The sequence below is a fragment of the Domibacillus sp. 8LH genome (assembly GCF_038806185.1).
Taxonomy (GTDB): Bacteria; Bacillota; Bacilli; order Bacillales; family Domibacillaceae; genus Domibacillus; species Domibacillus indicus_A.
In genome coordinates, this window is record NZ_JAVJNG010000002.1 from 440,626 (window position 1) to 455,921 (window position 15,296).

Annotated in this window: 11 protein-coding genes and 1 riboswitch; of the genes, 9 read left to right on the forward strand and 2 right to left on the reverse strand. The window is 45.5% G+C overall.

Annotated elements, in window-relative coordinates:
* Window positions 1–375 precede the first annotated feature (375 nt).
* Genes RG959_RS05650 through RG959_RS05660 form a run of 3 tightly spaced genes read left to right on the forward strand, consistent with a single transcriptional unit; the run spans window position 376 to window position 3,620 of the window.
* Window positions 376–765 (forward strand): GntR family transcriptional regulator, encoded by a 390-nt coding sequence (locus tag RG959_RS05650; protein ID WP_309089070.1) that lies wholly within the window; start codon window positions 376–378, stop codon window positions 763–765.
* The gene (locus RG959_RS05655; RefSeq protein WP_342796295.1) at window positions 758–1,657 is read left to right on the forward strand and encodes an ABC transporter ATP-binding protein; all 900 of its coding nucleotides are present in this window, start codon (window positions 758–760) and stop codon (window positions 1,655–1,657) included. The genes RG959_RS05650 and RG959_RS05655 overlap by 8 nt, the downstream gene beginning before the upstream one ends.
* Window positions 1,632–3,620, forward strand: coding sequence for a hypothetical protein (locus RG959_RS05660; protein ID WP_342796296.1), 1,989 nt, complete (start codon window positions 1,632–1,634; stop codon window positions 3,618–3,620). Before RG959_RS05655 ends, RG959_RS05660 begins: the two co-directional genes overlap by 26 nt.
* 40 nt (window positions 3,621–3,660) lie before the next feature.
* On the opposite strand, the gene RG959_RS05665 is transcribed toward RG959_RS05660, so the two are convergent.
* Window positions 3,661–4,386 (reverse strand): hypothetical protein, encoded by a 726-nt coding sequence (locus RG959_RS05665; RefSeq protein WP_342796297.1) that lies wholly within the window; start codon window positions 4,384–4,386, stop codon window positions 3,661–3,663.
* Between the two features lie 281 nt (window positions 4,387–4,667).
* On the opposite strand from RG959_RS05665, the gene RG959_RS05670 reads away from it, so the two are divergent.
* The 3 genes from RG959_RS05670 (at window position 4,668) to RG959_RS05680 (ending at window position 9,881) form a co-directional block, all read left to right on the forward strand.
* Window positions 4,668–6,059, forward strand: coding sequence for an O-antigen ligase family protein (locus RG959_RS05670; RefSeq protein ID WP_342796298.1), 1,392 nt, complete (start codon window positions 4,668–4,670; stop codon window positions 6,057–6,059).
* Between the two features lie 160 nt (window positions 6,060–6,219).
* Window positions 6,220–8,355, forward strand: a complete 2,136-nt coding sequence (locus tag RG959_RS05675) for a 5'-nucleotidase C-terminal domain-containing protein (protein ID WP_342796299.1) — start codon at window positions 6,220–6,222, stop codon at window positions 8,353–8,355.
* Window positions 8,356–8,513: 158 nt separating this feature from the next.
* Complete coding sequence (locus tag RG959_RS05680) at window positions 8,514–9,881, forward strand: aspartate kinase (protein ID WP_342796300.1); 1,368 nt, start codon at window positions 8,514–8,516, stop codon at window positions 9,879–9,881.
* Window positions 9,882–9,972: 91 nt separating this feature from the next.
* On the opposite strand, the gene RG959_RS05685 is transcribed toward RG959_RS05680, so the two are convergent.
* Window positions 9,973–10,137 carry a hypothetical protein gene (locus tag RG959_RS05685; RefSeq protein ID WP_315694192.1) on the reverse strand — a complete coding sequence of 55 codons (165 nt, stop codon included), beginning with the start codon at window positions 10,135–10,137 and terminating at the stop codon, window positions 9,973–9,975.
* 156 nt (window positions 10,138–10,293) lie between these two features.
* Between RG959_RS05685 and RG959_RS05690 the strand changes: the two genes are divergently transcribed.
* The 3 genes from RG959_RS05690 to RG959_RS05700 all read left to right on the forward strand — a co-directional run bounded on the left by RG959_RS05690 (window position 10,294) and on the right by RG959_RS05700 (window position 15,271).
* The gene (locus RG959_RS05690) at window positions 10,294–11,538 is read left to right on the forward strand and encodes an S-layer homology domain-containing protein (protein WP_342796301.1); all 1,245 of its coding nucleotides are present in this window, start codon (window positions 10,294–10,296) and stop codon (window positions 11,536–11,538) included.
* 143 nt (window positions 11,539–11,681) lie between these two features.
* Window positions 11,682–11,851, forward strand: a riboswitch (cobalamin riboswitch).
* Between the two features lie 141 nt (window positions 11,852–11,992).
* The gene (locus tag RG959_RS05695) at window positions 11,993–14,218 is read left to right on the forward strand and encodes a ribonucleoside-diphosphate reductase subunit alpha (RefSeq protein ID WP_342796302.1); all 2,226 of its coding nucleotides are present in this window, start codon (window positions 11,993–11,995) and stop codon (window positions 14,216–14,218) included.
* Window positions 14,219–14,230: 12 nt separating this feature from the next.
* On the forward strand, window positions 14,231–15,271 hold the full coding sequence (locus RG959_RS05700) for a ribonucleotide-diphosphate reductase subunit beta (protein ID WP_242231957.1): 1,041 nt from the start codon (window positions 14,231–14,233) through the stop codon (window positions 15,269–15,271).
* Window positions 15,272–15,296: the final 25 nt, after the last annotated feature.

Here is a 15,296-nt window from a genome sequence, read left to right on the forward strand (position 1 = left end):
TTTAAACAGAAAGATACGACCTTATTCTCTCTATACCATTTTGTCGCAAGCCCCTTGGCGGCGGGAGGGCAGCGCAGACTCCTATGGGACTAGCGGGCAGATGAGACCGGGGAGCCGCCAGGCGAAGCTGGGCTCAGCGCCTGCCCCATGGAAAGCGGAGCTGCCTGGACGCCGCCGATCCAGCCTATTCATGTGCACGGTCATCCATATCATTTGTCTACATTCTGAAAGGCGCCTTTTATAGGTGCCTTTATTTTTTTTTGAACAAAAAGAAGGAAATAGTAAATTTTATGATTACATGTTGCATTTTTCCAGTAGTTCTGTATTATTTATGTTAGTACAGTTAATACGGTTTCGGGGAAAAGGAGGACGGCGATGTTTACGATTGACACGAGAAGTCGTGTGCCGATATACGAGCAGCTGACAGAAAAAATAAAAGAACTAATCATTCGCGAGGTCATGAAGGCAGATGAGCAGCTGCCTTCAGTCCGTACGCTGGCGCAGGAATTAACCATCAATCCAAATACAATCCAAAAAGCGTATCGGGAGCTTGAGCGGGAAGGGTTTATTTACTCTATTCCGGGCAAAGGAAGCTTCGTGTCGCCGGTAAAAAACGAAATCAATAAGGAGCGGGTGGAGATGCTGAAACACGAACTTGAACGGATCGTCGGGGAGATTTTGTACCTCGGCGTGCCGAAGGATGAAGTGATCAAGCTGATTGAAACGATACAGGAGCCGGAAAGGGGAGCAGACAAAAATGATTAAAGCGGATCATCTGTCAAAGCGATTTGGCCGTTTTGAAGCCGTAAAGGATGTACAGATGCATGTGAAAAAAGGATCGATTTATGGGCTGCTCGGCTCCAATGGTGCCGGAAAAACGACACTGCTCAAAATGCTGTCCGGGATTATGAGAGCCGATCAGGGCAGCGCTGTAATCGAAGAAAAATCGATTTTTGAACAGCCGGAAGTAAAAAAACGGATTTTGTTTATCCCGGACCAGCCATACTTCTTTCATCAAACTTCTCTGCTTCAAATGGCTCACTTTTATGCAGCGGTTTATGACCGGTGGAATGAAGAACGATTTCAACAGCTGTATCATCATTTTAATCTCAACCCAAAAGCAAAGCTTTCACGTATGTCTAAAGGGATGCAGCGCCAGGCCGCTTTTATTTTAACGCTCTCGGCAATGCCGGATGCGCTTATTTTGGACGAGCCTTTTGACGGGCTGGACCCTGTGGTGCGCCAGCAGGTTAAAAATCTCCTTATTCAAGATGTCAGCAGTCGTTCTATGACGGTTCTTGTTTCCTCACACAACCTGCGGGAAATGGAAGACTTTTGTGATGCTGTCGGTGTTATGCATAAAGGAAGACTTTTGTATGAGCGTGATTTAGAGGAACTAAAAACCGATGTGAGCAAGCTGCAGGTGGCATTTAAAAAAATGCCGGACGAGTCGTTCATTAAAGGCATGGATGTGATGCATTATGAGAAACGGGGCCGGGTGCTGACCTGTATTGTTCGCGGAAATGAGGGGGACATTGACCGGCACGTACGCTCTTATGAACCGGCCATTTACGACGTGCTGCCGTTAACACTTGAAGAAATTTTTACGTACGAAATGGGGAGTGTCGGCTATGAAATCCGGAATCTTATCGTTTAATAAAGGGCTGTTTCTGCAGCATGTGCGCTCTGTGTTATGGATCGGTCTGTTTTTTCTTTTGTCACAGGTTGTCCTGCTGCCGCTTGGCATCTTTGTCATTCTTCGGGATGAATGGAGCGTAAAGTCGTTTTTAGAAACAAACACCGGCAATGTACTGCTTACGATTTCTTTTTCGATTCAATATATAACGTATATGGTGTTCCCGGTTTTAGCCGGTATCGTGTTAACGAGCTACATGACCAAAAAAAGCTCGTCCGATTTTATGCACAGCCTGCCGTTTAAGCGCGAAACACTGCTGACACACGTGTATGCAGCAGGGGCTGCCGCTCTTGGCCTGCCTATTTTAGTCAATGCTTTGATCTTGCTGGCGATACGGCCGACAGTAAAGCCGATTAACTATACAGTGGGAAATATTGCGGAATGGGCTGGTGTTTCCCTGTTTGTCGTTTTGTTTATGTTTATTACCACTGTTTTAATTGGCTTGTTTATTGGTCCGGCGATTTTGCAGGGGATCATGGCTTACGGCATCTTTGTATTGCCGGCTGCGCTTGTTTTCATGACGCTGACCAATGCCCGTTATTTTATCAACGGGCTGGCCGTAGATGCTTATGCGTCTAAAATTATGGAGGACGGTATTTTCTTAATTCGAGCCGCGAGCTATGAAACTCGCCCGTTCACTGGAACAGAATGGGCGGTCTACCTGGTGATTGGAGCGGTCATGATAGCTGTTTCCTATTATGTATATAAAGTGCGGCCTGCCGAAGCGGTAGATGAAACGATCGTATTTCCGTTTTTTAGATGGGCATTTATCTTCGTTTTAACGTTTGTAGCGATGCTCATTGGTGGTATGTATTTTGCGGAGCTTCTTGGTGCTACATCCGGATGGATGATTGCCGGTTATGTGATCGGGGCAGCTGCCGGTTATACACTATTGCAGATGATTGTGCAAAAGTCGCTGCGGCTTACATGGCCATGGAAGGGATTTGTTTTCTATGCCCTGCTCGTTTTGATTTTGCTGCTGCCGGGAGCCCTGTTTGCCCGGTCATACGAAAAAGCGATCCCAAATGTGAATGATATTGAAAAAGTATATATTGGCGATCAGGCAGAGCCGTTTTCAGGCCTGTTTTATGAGGAAGTGCAGAACAAGCTGAAAAAAGCGGATGCTGGATTTATGACAGACGGGTATTCTATTGAGCAGGGGCGACAGGTGCACCAAAAACTGATCGATGTTCAAAGTGAACACCCTGGTTTAAATGGCTACTCTATCTATATTACGTATAAGATGAAAGACGGGAGCCGGGTACTGCGTCAGTATTCTGTATCAACAACTGAAGCAGACAAAGCGACAAAGGAACTGCGAAAAAATGTCGAGTTTATTAAAGCATCGACGCCTATTTTTGCCCTGGCACCAGAAGCTGCGATCAATTACCTAACGGTTTTTAACGACGTAACTCAAATTCAAATGGCAAATGTCGCGGAAAAGAAAGCCGTTGAAGCGATTCGCGCAGCGATTGAAAGCGATCTGTTGTCAGGAGAAGCGGATATGTTCAGCGCGACCCGCAATTCAATTGCCGGATCGATCGATTTTTGGGCAGGGAAAGAAAATGGCGTCAGTTTGTACAGCAACGTTCATTTGGATGATGAGCATACGATTGCTGCCATCCGGAAATATGTTCCAAACGGTGAGGCATTCGCTTCTGCTTCAAATGTCGATAAAGCGTTCGTCGTGAACGCAGCAAGCGAGGAAGAAAAGGAAAAGCTGAGTCAATTTATTTGGAACAATGAAGGCCAGGAGCCGGACTGGAGTAAAATGCCGCTGAAATACAAGCGGGTAACAAGTAAGGAGGAAATCCAGCAGCTCCTGAACCCGGCCTCTCTGACTAGAGATGGAGATCAGATGCTTGTGATTAAATGGAAGGGCGGAACTGGGCCCACCATTATTTCAGCAGCCGGTTTAAAATAAGAACGATAAAAGCAGTCGCGCGTTATGCGGCTGCTTTCCTTTATTGGTTTAATAGAGTTTTCCAGGATTCAGCGTGATGAACAGCAACCTGGCAGCCACATTCATTTTCGAGTATTTCCAGCTCTTTCTCGAAGTAGGCGGCGCTTTTTCCGAAAAACGAAATGCCTCCTGCTTCCGGGTTTGCAATCGTCTCCACAGCAATCGACACGTTCTTTTCGAGCGAACGGCCAAGCGCACGCTCTTTGGCCGAAACATCCATAACTTTCTCTGCACTGTCGCGGTACGCCATAATCACCGTATAATCCGTATGCTGAATCACAAACTCTGCTAACGTTCCTCCGGTAGAAGCGGAAACTTCATCGTACCAAAAAGGAATATCGGCTCCGAGTGTCCAGCCGCTGTCTGCTGCCCGCTTGATCAGCCTTTCGTACCGATAAACCGCCTTTTTCTGATCAGTTTTCCATTCACTGGATAAATATGGTTCAATATCAAGGTGAATACCGTCCCAATCCAGCGGACGTATCCGATCCAAAAAGGTGTCCAGATCTTTCTCCATATATTCGGGTGATCCATCGAGCGCGTGAACCCGCATACCCTGCTCGTGCGCTTTCTCAATAAAAGATTGATAGACGGAATCTGAAACAGAAGCGTCGATTTGGACGTATACATCTTTCACACTTTGTTTCTCAAAGAAGGACAGCATTTCTGTTGAATCTTTGAGCGTATGGGCATCCCATACCCATGTGGCTCTTTCTTTTTTCGACAATTCGCACCCTCCCCAAAAAAGCAGAATGAAGGCCAGGAGTATTCCGCCAAACACAAACATGCGCATGAAAAATCCGCCACCCTATCATGAATGTAGTTACAATGAGTATAACAAACAGGGAACTTCTTTTTCATTTGAAGGAACGATTCATTTTCCGCTGGATTCTCAACGCTTTTCCGATATAATAGAAAAGATGCATTTTCAGGTTTACACAATTCTTTTACTATAAAATATGATAGTATAAAAATCTACGAAATTGGAAGGAAAGAGGACTTTTCAACATGAAGAATGAGAAGACATTTTGGCTGCTGGCCCTGGCTTTTATTATTTGGCAGCCGGTTATTGATGTGCTCACAAGCGCATCGCTGCTGCTGCTTAACATTAGTTTAACTGTCGGTGTAATTGTCCGCGTGCTGTTTATGGCCGCTATCGTATTGATGCTGTTATGGAAAGCGCGGCGAAGCGGGCTGGCAAGGAAGTACATTCTTTATTTACTAGCCGTTGCGGCCGTCATTGCTATTAACATTGTGCTGAATATGAACGTAAAAGATCCTTACTACCTTGGGAGCGAATTAAAGTTTTTCAATAAGATTGTGTACTTCCCAATCCTGTTTACGGGCTTTAGCGTTCTGTACCTTTATTTAAAGCGGGAGCAAGTGCCGTTTAAAGAAAAAACCACTTCTTATTTCTTGTACGCCTCGCTGATCATCAGTGCCGTGTTTCTTGTTTCCTTTGCAACAGGAACAAGCCTGTCCAATTACTCCCACACGAAAATCGGCTTTACCGGCTGGTTTTATGCCGGAAATGAAATTGGTGCCATCATGGCGATCATTCTTCCGGTGACGGCCCTTTACGCAATTGAGAAAACAAATCGTGTAAAAGAGTGGCGTTATTGGATTCCATTTGTGCTGCTGGCTGTTTCGATGCAGTTTCTTGGAACGAAAGTTGGGTACGGCGGTATCGTCGTTGTGCTGCTGGCTGCTTTTTTCTCTATGCTCATTTTGTATTTCACCAAAGAGCGTTCAGGAAAAACGCGTTCTAATATGCTCATTTCGCTAGTGCTCATTGCTGTGCTCGCTGTGACAACACCGGTTACGCCTGTGTTTCATAACATGTTTGCACACTTAAGTTTATTAAACATCGACTTTAGCAAGGAAAAAGAAAAAGAGATTGATCCAGATACAGGCGAAGAACTGCCGGAAGATGAGCAGGAGGAAGAAGAGCCTGAGATTACAAATGAACAAGTGCAGAATCTTGTATTCAGCAGCCGGGAAAAATACTTAGCTGAGATGAAAGACCAGTTTGCCGAAGCGCCGGTTTCACAAAAGCTTTTCGGTATGGGATTTGCCGGGAACTATGAAGAACCAGCACCAGGCAAAACACCGAGAATGATCGAGATGGACTTTTTTGATCTCTTTTTCTCACTCGGCATCGTCGGCTTCCTGACCATGATGTCATTGCCGCTTTACTATGCGTTCCGTTTTGTGATTCACTTTGTCCGAAACATTAAACAAACCTTCACGCCGGTTAACATTATGTATGGAGTTGCCTTTATCCTTGGAATCGGGATCAGTGCAACGGCAGGGCATGTGTTAACGGCTCCTGCCGTCTCTATCTATGTAGCAGCCGTTATGGCACTGCTTATGGTGCAAGAAGGCATTATAAAAGAATAAAAGAGCAAGAAAACCGCCCCGGCCGATGTCAGGGCGGTTTTTTTCGAATTATGAACGTAATGTAACGATTTGTTGAAGTTTTTGTAATATTCTTGTTTTTAGGTTAAAGATCACCTATCCTTTGAATTAAAGGTTTTTATTTTATAAGGGGGCAGGTTCATTGAAAAACAAACATAAGTTTATTGTAGCAGCGTCTGTGGCTTCTATTGGTGTATCCGCTGTTTCGGTTTCGGCTGCATCTGCTTTTACAGATGTACCGCCGCATTATGAGGAAGCGGTTCAATTTTTAACAGAAAACGATATTACAGCCGGCTATTCTGCAGGTAAGTTTGGCACGTCTATGTCCATCACGCGCGTAGATGCGGCCATTCAATTGGCAAAGGCGCTTGGCTTTACAGAAGATGATACATATGAAGACGCAGGATTTACCGATGTACCAGAGCGAGGTCAATGGGCTGTAAATGCGCTGGCAGAAGTCGGGGTTACAGCAGGAAAAGCAAAAGGTAAATTCGGTGCGTTTGAACCTATCACGCGAGGCGAAGCTTCCTACTGGCTTGCGAATGCGTATGGGCTTGAAGTGAACGAAACGGTAACGGAGACGCCATTTACGGATGTGAATGAACGCTTTGGCCCTTATGTAAACGCCCTTGTAGAATCTGGTCTTTCTCTCGGCAAAACGGATACCACTTTTGGCGCAGCGGACAGGCTGCTTCGGGGTGAATGGGCGTTATTCCTCCACCGCGGATCTCAGCTGCCGGAAGAATTCCTGCTTTCCCTTATCCACACGAACGATACACATGCACATATTGAAAACGTCGCGCGCAAAGCAACGGTTGTAGAAGCGCTGCGGGAAGAAAACCCGTCTTCTCTACTCGTTGATGCCGGCGACGTGTTTTCCGGCACCCTTTATTTCAACCAATTCAAAGGGCAGGCTGATCTTGATTTTATGAACATGCTCGGCTATGATGCCATGACCTTTGGAAATCACGAATTCGATCTTGGCACAGGGCCGCTGGCTGATTTTATCAAAAATGCGAAATTCCCATTTGTATCGGCGAACGTAAACGCATCCGCGGATGCGAATCTTTCTTCTTTAATGAACGAAACGGTGACGGATGAACCGATGGACGGACGGGTATATAATGGCATTATTAAAGAAGTAGACGGCGAGAAAGTCGGCATTTTCGGCTTGACAACAGCAGAAACACAAACGATTTCATCTCCTGGCGACGATGTTGTGTTTGAAAACTATATTCAAGAAGCGAAAAAAGCGGTAGCGTCCTTTGAAGCAGAAGGAGTGGACAAAGTTGTAGCCCTGTCCCATATTGGCTTCCGGGATGGCGGCGGTGATAATGATGTCACGCTCGCAAAAGAAGTGGAAGGCATTGATGTGATTGTCGGCGGCCATACGCATGACAAGCTGAGCGAGCCGTATATTGATGAAACAGGAGCAGAGCCGACCGTTATTGTACAGGCCAATGAGTATAACAAGTTTGTCGGTACACTTGATGTAATCTTTGACGAAGAAGGGGCTATCACGGAGTACGCCGGCGAACTGATTGAAGTCGATCAGAAAAATGAAGACGGCACCTATGTGTTTGAAGAAAACGAAGAAGTGAAAAGCCGGCTGGCATCCGCTTATACACCGGAAATTGAGAAAGTAAAAGCCCAGGTAGTGGGTTCAGCTGCAGCTGCTTTAGATGGCGAGCGGGCGAATGTGCGCACGAAGGAAACCAATCTTGGCAACCTCATTACGGATGCTATGCTTGCAAAAGCCAAGACAATTGATCCAGATACCGTCATTGCGCTTCAAAACGGCGGAGGAATCCGTGCATCAATCAATGCCGGAGACATTACAATGGAAGAAGTGCTTACCGTGATGCCGTTTGGCAATGCGCTCGCTATCATGGACTTAACAGGAGCAGAAATCAAAGCCGCGCTTGAACACAGCGTCAGCCTGGCGCCAGAACAAAACGGCGCGTTCCTGCAGGCGTCCGGCTTGAAGTTTACGTATGACTCCTCCAAAGCGGCAGGTTCCCGTGTAACATCGGTAGAAGTGAACGAAGGCGGCACATTTGTTCCGCTGGATGAAGCGAAAACATATGCTGTAGCAACAAACACCTTTACCGCAAAAGGCGGCGATAACTATTCAATGTTTAAAACAGCGTACGATGAAGGCCGTGTGAGTGAGCCGGGCAACGTCGACTGGGAAACCTTTACCGATTACTTAAAAGCGAACCCTTCGGTTAACGCAGCAGTTGAAGGACGTATTACAGATACAAATTCAGCTCAATAAGGAAAGAACATGCCCGGGCAGCTTGTGAGCCCGGGCATTTTTCCCGTTTTCGCAACGAAATTCTGATTATTTCTTCTTTTTTCGTATGAACGGTGGTATAATTCTTTGGATAAAGCGCATTTTCGTCAAGGAATGCAAACCAGCAAGGAGTGGCAGACATGATCGTATGTAAATTTGGCGGCACATCCGTTGCCAGTGCAGAACAAATTAAAAAAGTAGCATCTATCGTAAAAGATGAACCGAAGCGAAAGGCGGTTGTTGTATCGGCACCCGGTAAACGTTTCAGCGAAGATACGAAAGTAACGGACCTGCTGATTGCGCTTGCGAATGCCTCTTTGCAAAAGCAGGATGCGGAAGCGGAACTTAAAGCCGTTGTTGACCGTTATGCAGACATCGCTCAAGGGCTCGGTCTTGATGATACGATTGTTTATATTATTGAAGAAGATTTGCGCGGCCGTTTAACAGAAAACCGCGATAACCCGCCGCTTTTCATGGATCAGCTGAAAGCAAGCGGAGAAGATAATAATGCAAAATTAATTGCTGCGTATTTTACAAGCATCGGATTAGATGCGGAGTATGTAAATCCGAAAGAAGCGGGCTTAATTGTAAGTGATGAGCCGGGCCGCGCACGTGCGCTTCCAGAGGCTTATGAAAACTTAGAAAAGCTTCGTGAAAACGGAAAGATTGTCGTATTCCCGGGCTTTTTTGGTTACACAAAAGAAGGCGTGATGATGACGTTCGCCCGCGGCGGTTCGGATATTACTGGTTCGATTTTAGCCGCTGCCTTAAAAGCGGAGCTGTATGAAAACTTTACAGATGTTGATTCTGTTTTTGCAGCGAACCCGAATGTTGTGGACAATCCGGCTGAAATCAAACGGATGACATACCGTGAAATGCGCGAGTTGTCATATGCCGGTTTCTCTGTTTTCCATGATGAAGCCCTTATGCCTGCATTCCAGCATTCGGTGCCTGTTTGCATTAAAAATACAAACAACCCATCCGCACCAGGTACAATGATTGTAGCAGAGCGTGAATACACGAAAAATCCGGTTATTGGGATTGCAGCAGACACTGGATTTTCTACTTTGTACGTAAGCAAGTATTTAATGAACCGTGAAATCGGATTTGGCCGCCGTCTCCTTCAAATTTTAGAAGAAGAAGGTGTATCATATGAGCATACGCCATCTGGCATTGATGATTTGTCGGTTATTGTAAGAAGCCACCAGCTTACACCAGAAAAAGAAGAGCGCATTTTAGCTCGTTTCCGCAATGAACTGGATGTAGATAAAGCAAATGTGGAGCATGGGTTTGCGATGATTGTGCTTGTCGGAGAAGGTATGCATAATACACTTGGACTTTCTGCACGTGCCACATTGGCCATTTCCCGCGTTGGCGCAAACATTGAAATGATCAACCAGGGCTCTTCGGAAGTCAGCCTTGTGTTTGGTATTCAAGAAAAAGATACAAACAATGTATTGCGTGAGCTGTACAAAGAGTTTTTCAGCAGGAGTGCAGTTCTTCAATAAAGAAATATTTAAAAACCCGCCAGCTGCTGGCGGGTTTTTTAGCTTGTCTACATGAAAAAAAGATCCTGTGCAGGATCTTTTTTATGACGGATTAAAGTTTATCAAGAATGCTTTTGCCAGACATACGTGTTCTATGGGAATCACTGTATGATTTACGCAAATTGTTTGTTCCTAGGCGGTTTTTTACTTTCGGGTAAACGATTGGAGCGATAATAGCACCGTACTTGATCAGCTTTTTTAAATTCATTTCTGTCATCTCCGTTCTCAAATGTTCATTACATTACTATACCCATTTAAAGCATGTTGAAACAACGTTTTCATTATACCACATTTCCTCATTTTTTCTAAGAAGTTCGCACGTATTGCTTCTTCACATGGTAAAATGGATAAAACGAGTGCGGGAGGAAAAAAAGTGAAAAAATACATATCAGCCCTTTCAGCCGGCGTATTGGGCATGGGCATTTTTCTTGTGCCGCCAGCAGACGCAGCTGCTTCGAAAATAGACTATGTCGCTTTCGGTGATTCTATTGCGGCCGGCCAAACGCCTTATAATGGAGAAATTAAAGAAAGTTATACTGATTTTATTAAAGCAGGGCTGATCGAAAGAGGATTGCTTTCTTCTTTTACGAAAGAATTTGCCGTTTCCGGTGAAACGAGCGCCCAGTTTTTAGCGAAGCTCTCTTTAACGGATGTACAGGAAGCGATTCGGCAGGCAGAACTGATTACGATCTCAACAGGTGCTAATGATCTGCTTCAATTAGCGCTTGCCGGAAATACAGATCCCATTAAGCTATTAGAAGCAGTCGCGCAGGTGGACCGAAATCTCACAGCCGGTATTGGGCAAATTAAAGCATTGAATCCAACGGTCGATGTGTATGTGACAGGCTATTATTTTCCGTTTCCACGTATGGAAGAAGGACCGCAAAAAGATCACTTAAAAGAATTTTTTACACTTTTTAATACGCAATTAAAAACGACCGCTCAAAAACAATCCGCAACGTTTGTTGATGCCTCTGCCCAGTTCGGTGAAGAGTATTTGCCAAACCCGAGTGATATTCACCCGAATACAGCCGGCTATCAGCTGATTGCCAATCAATTTTTTGCGGTTTGGAAGGGAGCGGCGGACTCGGACCCATTTTCTGATATTGCCGCTATCGGCTCCCAAGCACGCCTGGCGATTATGAAACTGGCCGAGAATGATATTATTAAAGGAAATGCGGATGGTACGTTTGCACCTAAAAGCCAGATTACCAGGGCGGAAGCCGCGATTATTTTAGCACGTATTCTTGGCAAAACGGAAGCGGCGCCGAATCCAGGGTTTTCAGATGTTTCTGCGCACATGAAATCTTACAGCGCGATTGCACAGCTTACTGAAGCGGGCGTTTTTGCGAAAGCGCCGAAATTCAATCCGAATCAGCCGCTTACACGGGCCCAGTTAGCACGTATATTAACAAAAGCATTGAATCTGAAAGCAGGTGCACCTGCCGCTTTCACAGACGTTCCGGCTTCCCACTGGGCAAAGAATGAAATTGATGCTGTTTACGCAAACGGCCTGATGACCGGCGGTGCCTCTGCTAGATTTCTTCCAGAAGCGGGCATTACCCGTGAACAATTTGCCATGACGATTTTTAATGTGTGGAGCAGCAAGCAGCCATAACAGCCCAAAGAACTGCCAGGCGGCGGCAGTTCTTTTCTTTTGCACGAATAGATTAAGAATACAGAACATTTCGAGCCGTTTTTTTAACTGTACATCTAGGATACAATATGCTAGTATTTACAACGTGAACAAACACAATATATAGTATGTGATGGAAAATAGGTACCAGTAATGGTGTAAAGGGAATCCGGTTGGATGCCGGAGCTGTCCCCGCAACTGTAAGTGCAGACGAATGCCGGGCCACTGCGAAAGCGGGAAGGCGGCAGGAGGAGGACGCACGAGCCAGGAAACCTGCCTGTTTTTCTGTAAGCACCACTTTCTTCGGGGGCTGAGAGGTGAAGATGGCGAAACTCTGCCATTTTTCACGTTTACCCACCTAGAGCGCGGACTCAGTCGAAAAAACTTGAGCGATCGCTCTTTTTATTTTGCTCATATTAAAAGGAGGACATACTTCATGACCATAACTACTGCTTTAGGCATTGATCAACTTTTACATACGCTGACAACTGAATTCGGCGAAGAAAAAATCGGACCGCTTCTCCGCGCAAGCGAGCGCTGGACGGCAAAGCGCCCGGATGCGGATATGGATGCCTGGTCGAAAGCTATGACGCTTGAAGCGCTCAGCTTTATGGATGAAGAAGAGCCCTATTGGACGTTTGTAGCGGCACGTATTTACCTGCATCAAACATACCGTGCGATTGCAGCAAAAAGAGGCGTAGAAGCCAAAGACGTTTATACGGCTTTTGCTGACTATCTTCACCGCGAAACGGAAAAAGGACTTTATGATAACCGTCTGATCGAAGCTTATACAAAAGAAGAGCTTGAGGAAATCGGCAAGCTTATTCAACCAGAACGCGACCAGCTGTTTACATACATTGGACTTAAGATGCTGATGGACCGCTATGTGGTTCGTGATTTTGATAAAACACCAGTTGAGCTTCCACAGGAACGCTGGCTGACAATTGCCATGACGCTTATGAAAAATGAAACAGAGAACCGTCTGGCGAAAATTGCCGAATCTTATTGGGCAATGAGCAACTTGTACATGACCGTAGCAACACCAACACTATCAAATGCGGGTAAACCGTACGGACAGCTTTCAAGCTGCTTTATCGATACAGTGGATGACAGCCTGCAGGGCATTTATGACAGCAACACAGATGTTGCGACGTTATCTAAATACGGCGGCGGCATCGGCGTTTACATGGGTAAAGTACGCAGCCGCGGTTCTTCTATCCGTGGATTCAAAGGTGCATCAAGCGGTGTTCTTCCATGGATTAAGCAGTTGAACAACACAGCGGTCAGCGTTGACCAGCTTGGCCAGCGCCAAGGTGCGATAGCGGTCTACTTAGACGTTTGGCACAAAGACGTTTTTGCTTTCCTTGATTTGAAATTAAACAATGGTGACGAGCGTCTTCGTGCGCATGATATTTTCACAGGCGTATGTCTTCCAGACTTGTTTATGGAAAAAGTAGATGCGCGTGAAGAGTGGCACTTGTTTGATCCGCATGAAGTTCGCACAGTTATGGGCTTCTCGCTTGAAGACTTCTATGATGAGTCGCGCGGTAAAGGCTCATTCCGTGAAAAATATGAGCAGTGTGTACAAAACGAGCAGCTTTCCCGTGAAACGGTACAGGCGATCGACATTATGAAACGCATTATGCGCTCGCAGCTTGAAACAGGCGTACCGTTTATGTTCTATCGTGATGAAGTAAACCGCCGCAACCCAAACAAGCATGAAGGAATGGTTTATTCTAGTAATCTGTGTACTGAAATCTTCCAAAATATGAGTGCAACAGAATTCCAATCTATTCAGCTTGAAGACGATGTGATTGTAACGCGCAAAAAGCCGGGTGACTTTGTTGTATGTAATTTGTCTTCTATCAACCTTGGTAAAGCAGTGCCGGCAGATGTATTGGAGCGTTTGATTCGCGTACAGGTGCGCATGCTGGATAACGTTATTGATTTAAACATGATTCCAGTACCGCAGGCAGAACGGACAAACAGCCGTTACCGCGGCATCGGTCTTGGCACATTCGGCTGGCATCACCTGCTAGCGCTGAAAAACATCCGTTGGGAATCAGACGAAGCTGTTCAGTATGCAGATGAGCTGTACGGAACCATTGCCCGTTTGACGATTCAAGCGTCTATGGAACTGGCAAAAGAAAAAGGGGCTTACCCATTATTTGAAGGATCTGACTGGCAGACAGGTGCTTATTTTGATGCACGCGGCTATGAAGGAGACGAGTGGGAAGCACTTCGTAAAGAGGTACGGGAAAACGGTATGCGTAACGGCTACTTAATGGCCGTCGCACCAAACTCGTCTACATCGATCATTGCCGGAAGCACAGCGAGTATCGATCCGATTTTCCAAAAGAGTTACTCTGAGGAAAAGAAAGATTATAAAATTCCTGTAACGGTACCAGATTTAAACGCGGAAACAACATGGTTCTACAAATCCGCTTACTTTATTGACCAGCACTGGACATTGCGCCAAAATGCTGCGCGCCAGCGCCACATTGATCAGGGTGTTTCGCTGAACCTGTACGTGCAAAACACTATTAAAGCGAAAGAATTGCTTGATCTGCACCTGGCTGGCTGGAAACAAGGATTAAAAACAACATATTATGTTCGTTCAACATCTGTGGAACTACTTGAGTGCGAATCTTGCTCAAGCTAAGGGGAGAACACCATGACACTTATTGAAAAACGAAAATTAATGGATAAAGAAGCGCCAAACCGTTCGACGGCCATTGTAAATGGCCGTTCATCCAACGTTTTAAACTGGGATGACGTTAAGTTTGACTGGGCGTATCCAAAGTACAAGCGGATGCTTGGGAATTTCTGGACTCCGTTTGAAATTAACATGAGCAATGACGTAAAACAATTTCCGAATCTCGAAGACAGCGAGCGGGAAGCGTTTTTGAAAATTATCGGCCTGCTTGCCCTCTTAGACAGTATTCAAACAGACTATGCCGGGAAAGTAGCAGACTACTTAACGGATTCAAGCCTGCAGGCGCTGATGATTATTTTGGCGCAGCAGGAGGTTATTCATAACCATTCTTACTCTTACGTACTGTCCAGTCTTGTTCAGAAATCAAAGCAGGACGAAGTATTCGATTACTGGCGCAGTGAGCCGGTTCTTGAAAAACGCAATGACTTTATTGTAAAAGGCTATCAGTCCTTTGCGGAAAACCCAACTGTGGAAAATATGCTGGAGTCAATCGTACACGATGTCATTTTGGAAGGCTTGTTTTTCTATTCAGGTTTTGCATTCTTTTATCACTTGGCGCGCCACCAGAAAATGGTCGCTTCAAGCACAATGATTAACTATATTAATCGTGACGAACAGCTTCACGTCGACTTGTTCGTGAAAATCTACCAGGAACTTTTAAATGAATATCCGGAGCTTGATACACCGGACCGCGCAGAAAAAGTACAGGCGATTTTCAAAGAAGCGGCTGAGCTTGAAGTGGAGTGGGCACGTGAAGTCATTGGAGATAAAATTGACGGGCTTGATGTAGAAGATGTAGAAGCATACATCTACTTCTACGCCAATGTGCGCTGCGCACAGCTTGGCTATGAAAAGCCGTATCCGGATTACCGCAAAAATCCGCTTAAATGGATTAAAGCATATGAAGACGTGGATTTGGGTAAAACGGATTTCTTTGAACAGCGTTCGCGCCAATACGTAAAAGTAAACGTGCAGGATAACGGGTTCGACGAACTATAATAAATCAAAAGAGCTTCTGCCTGAG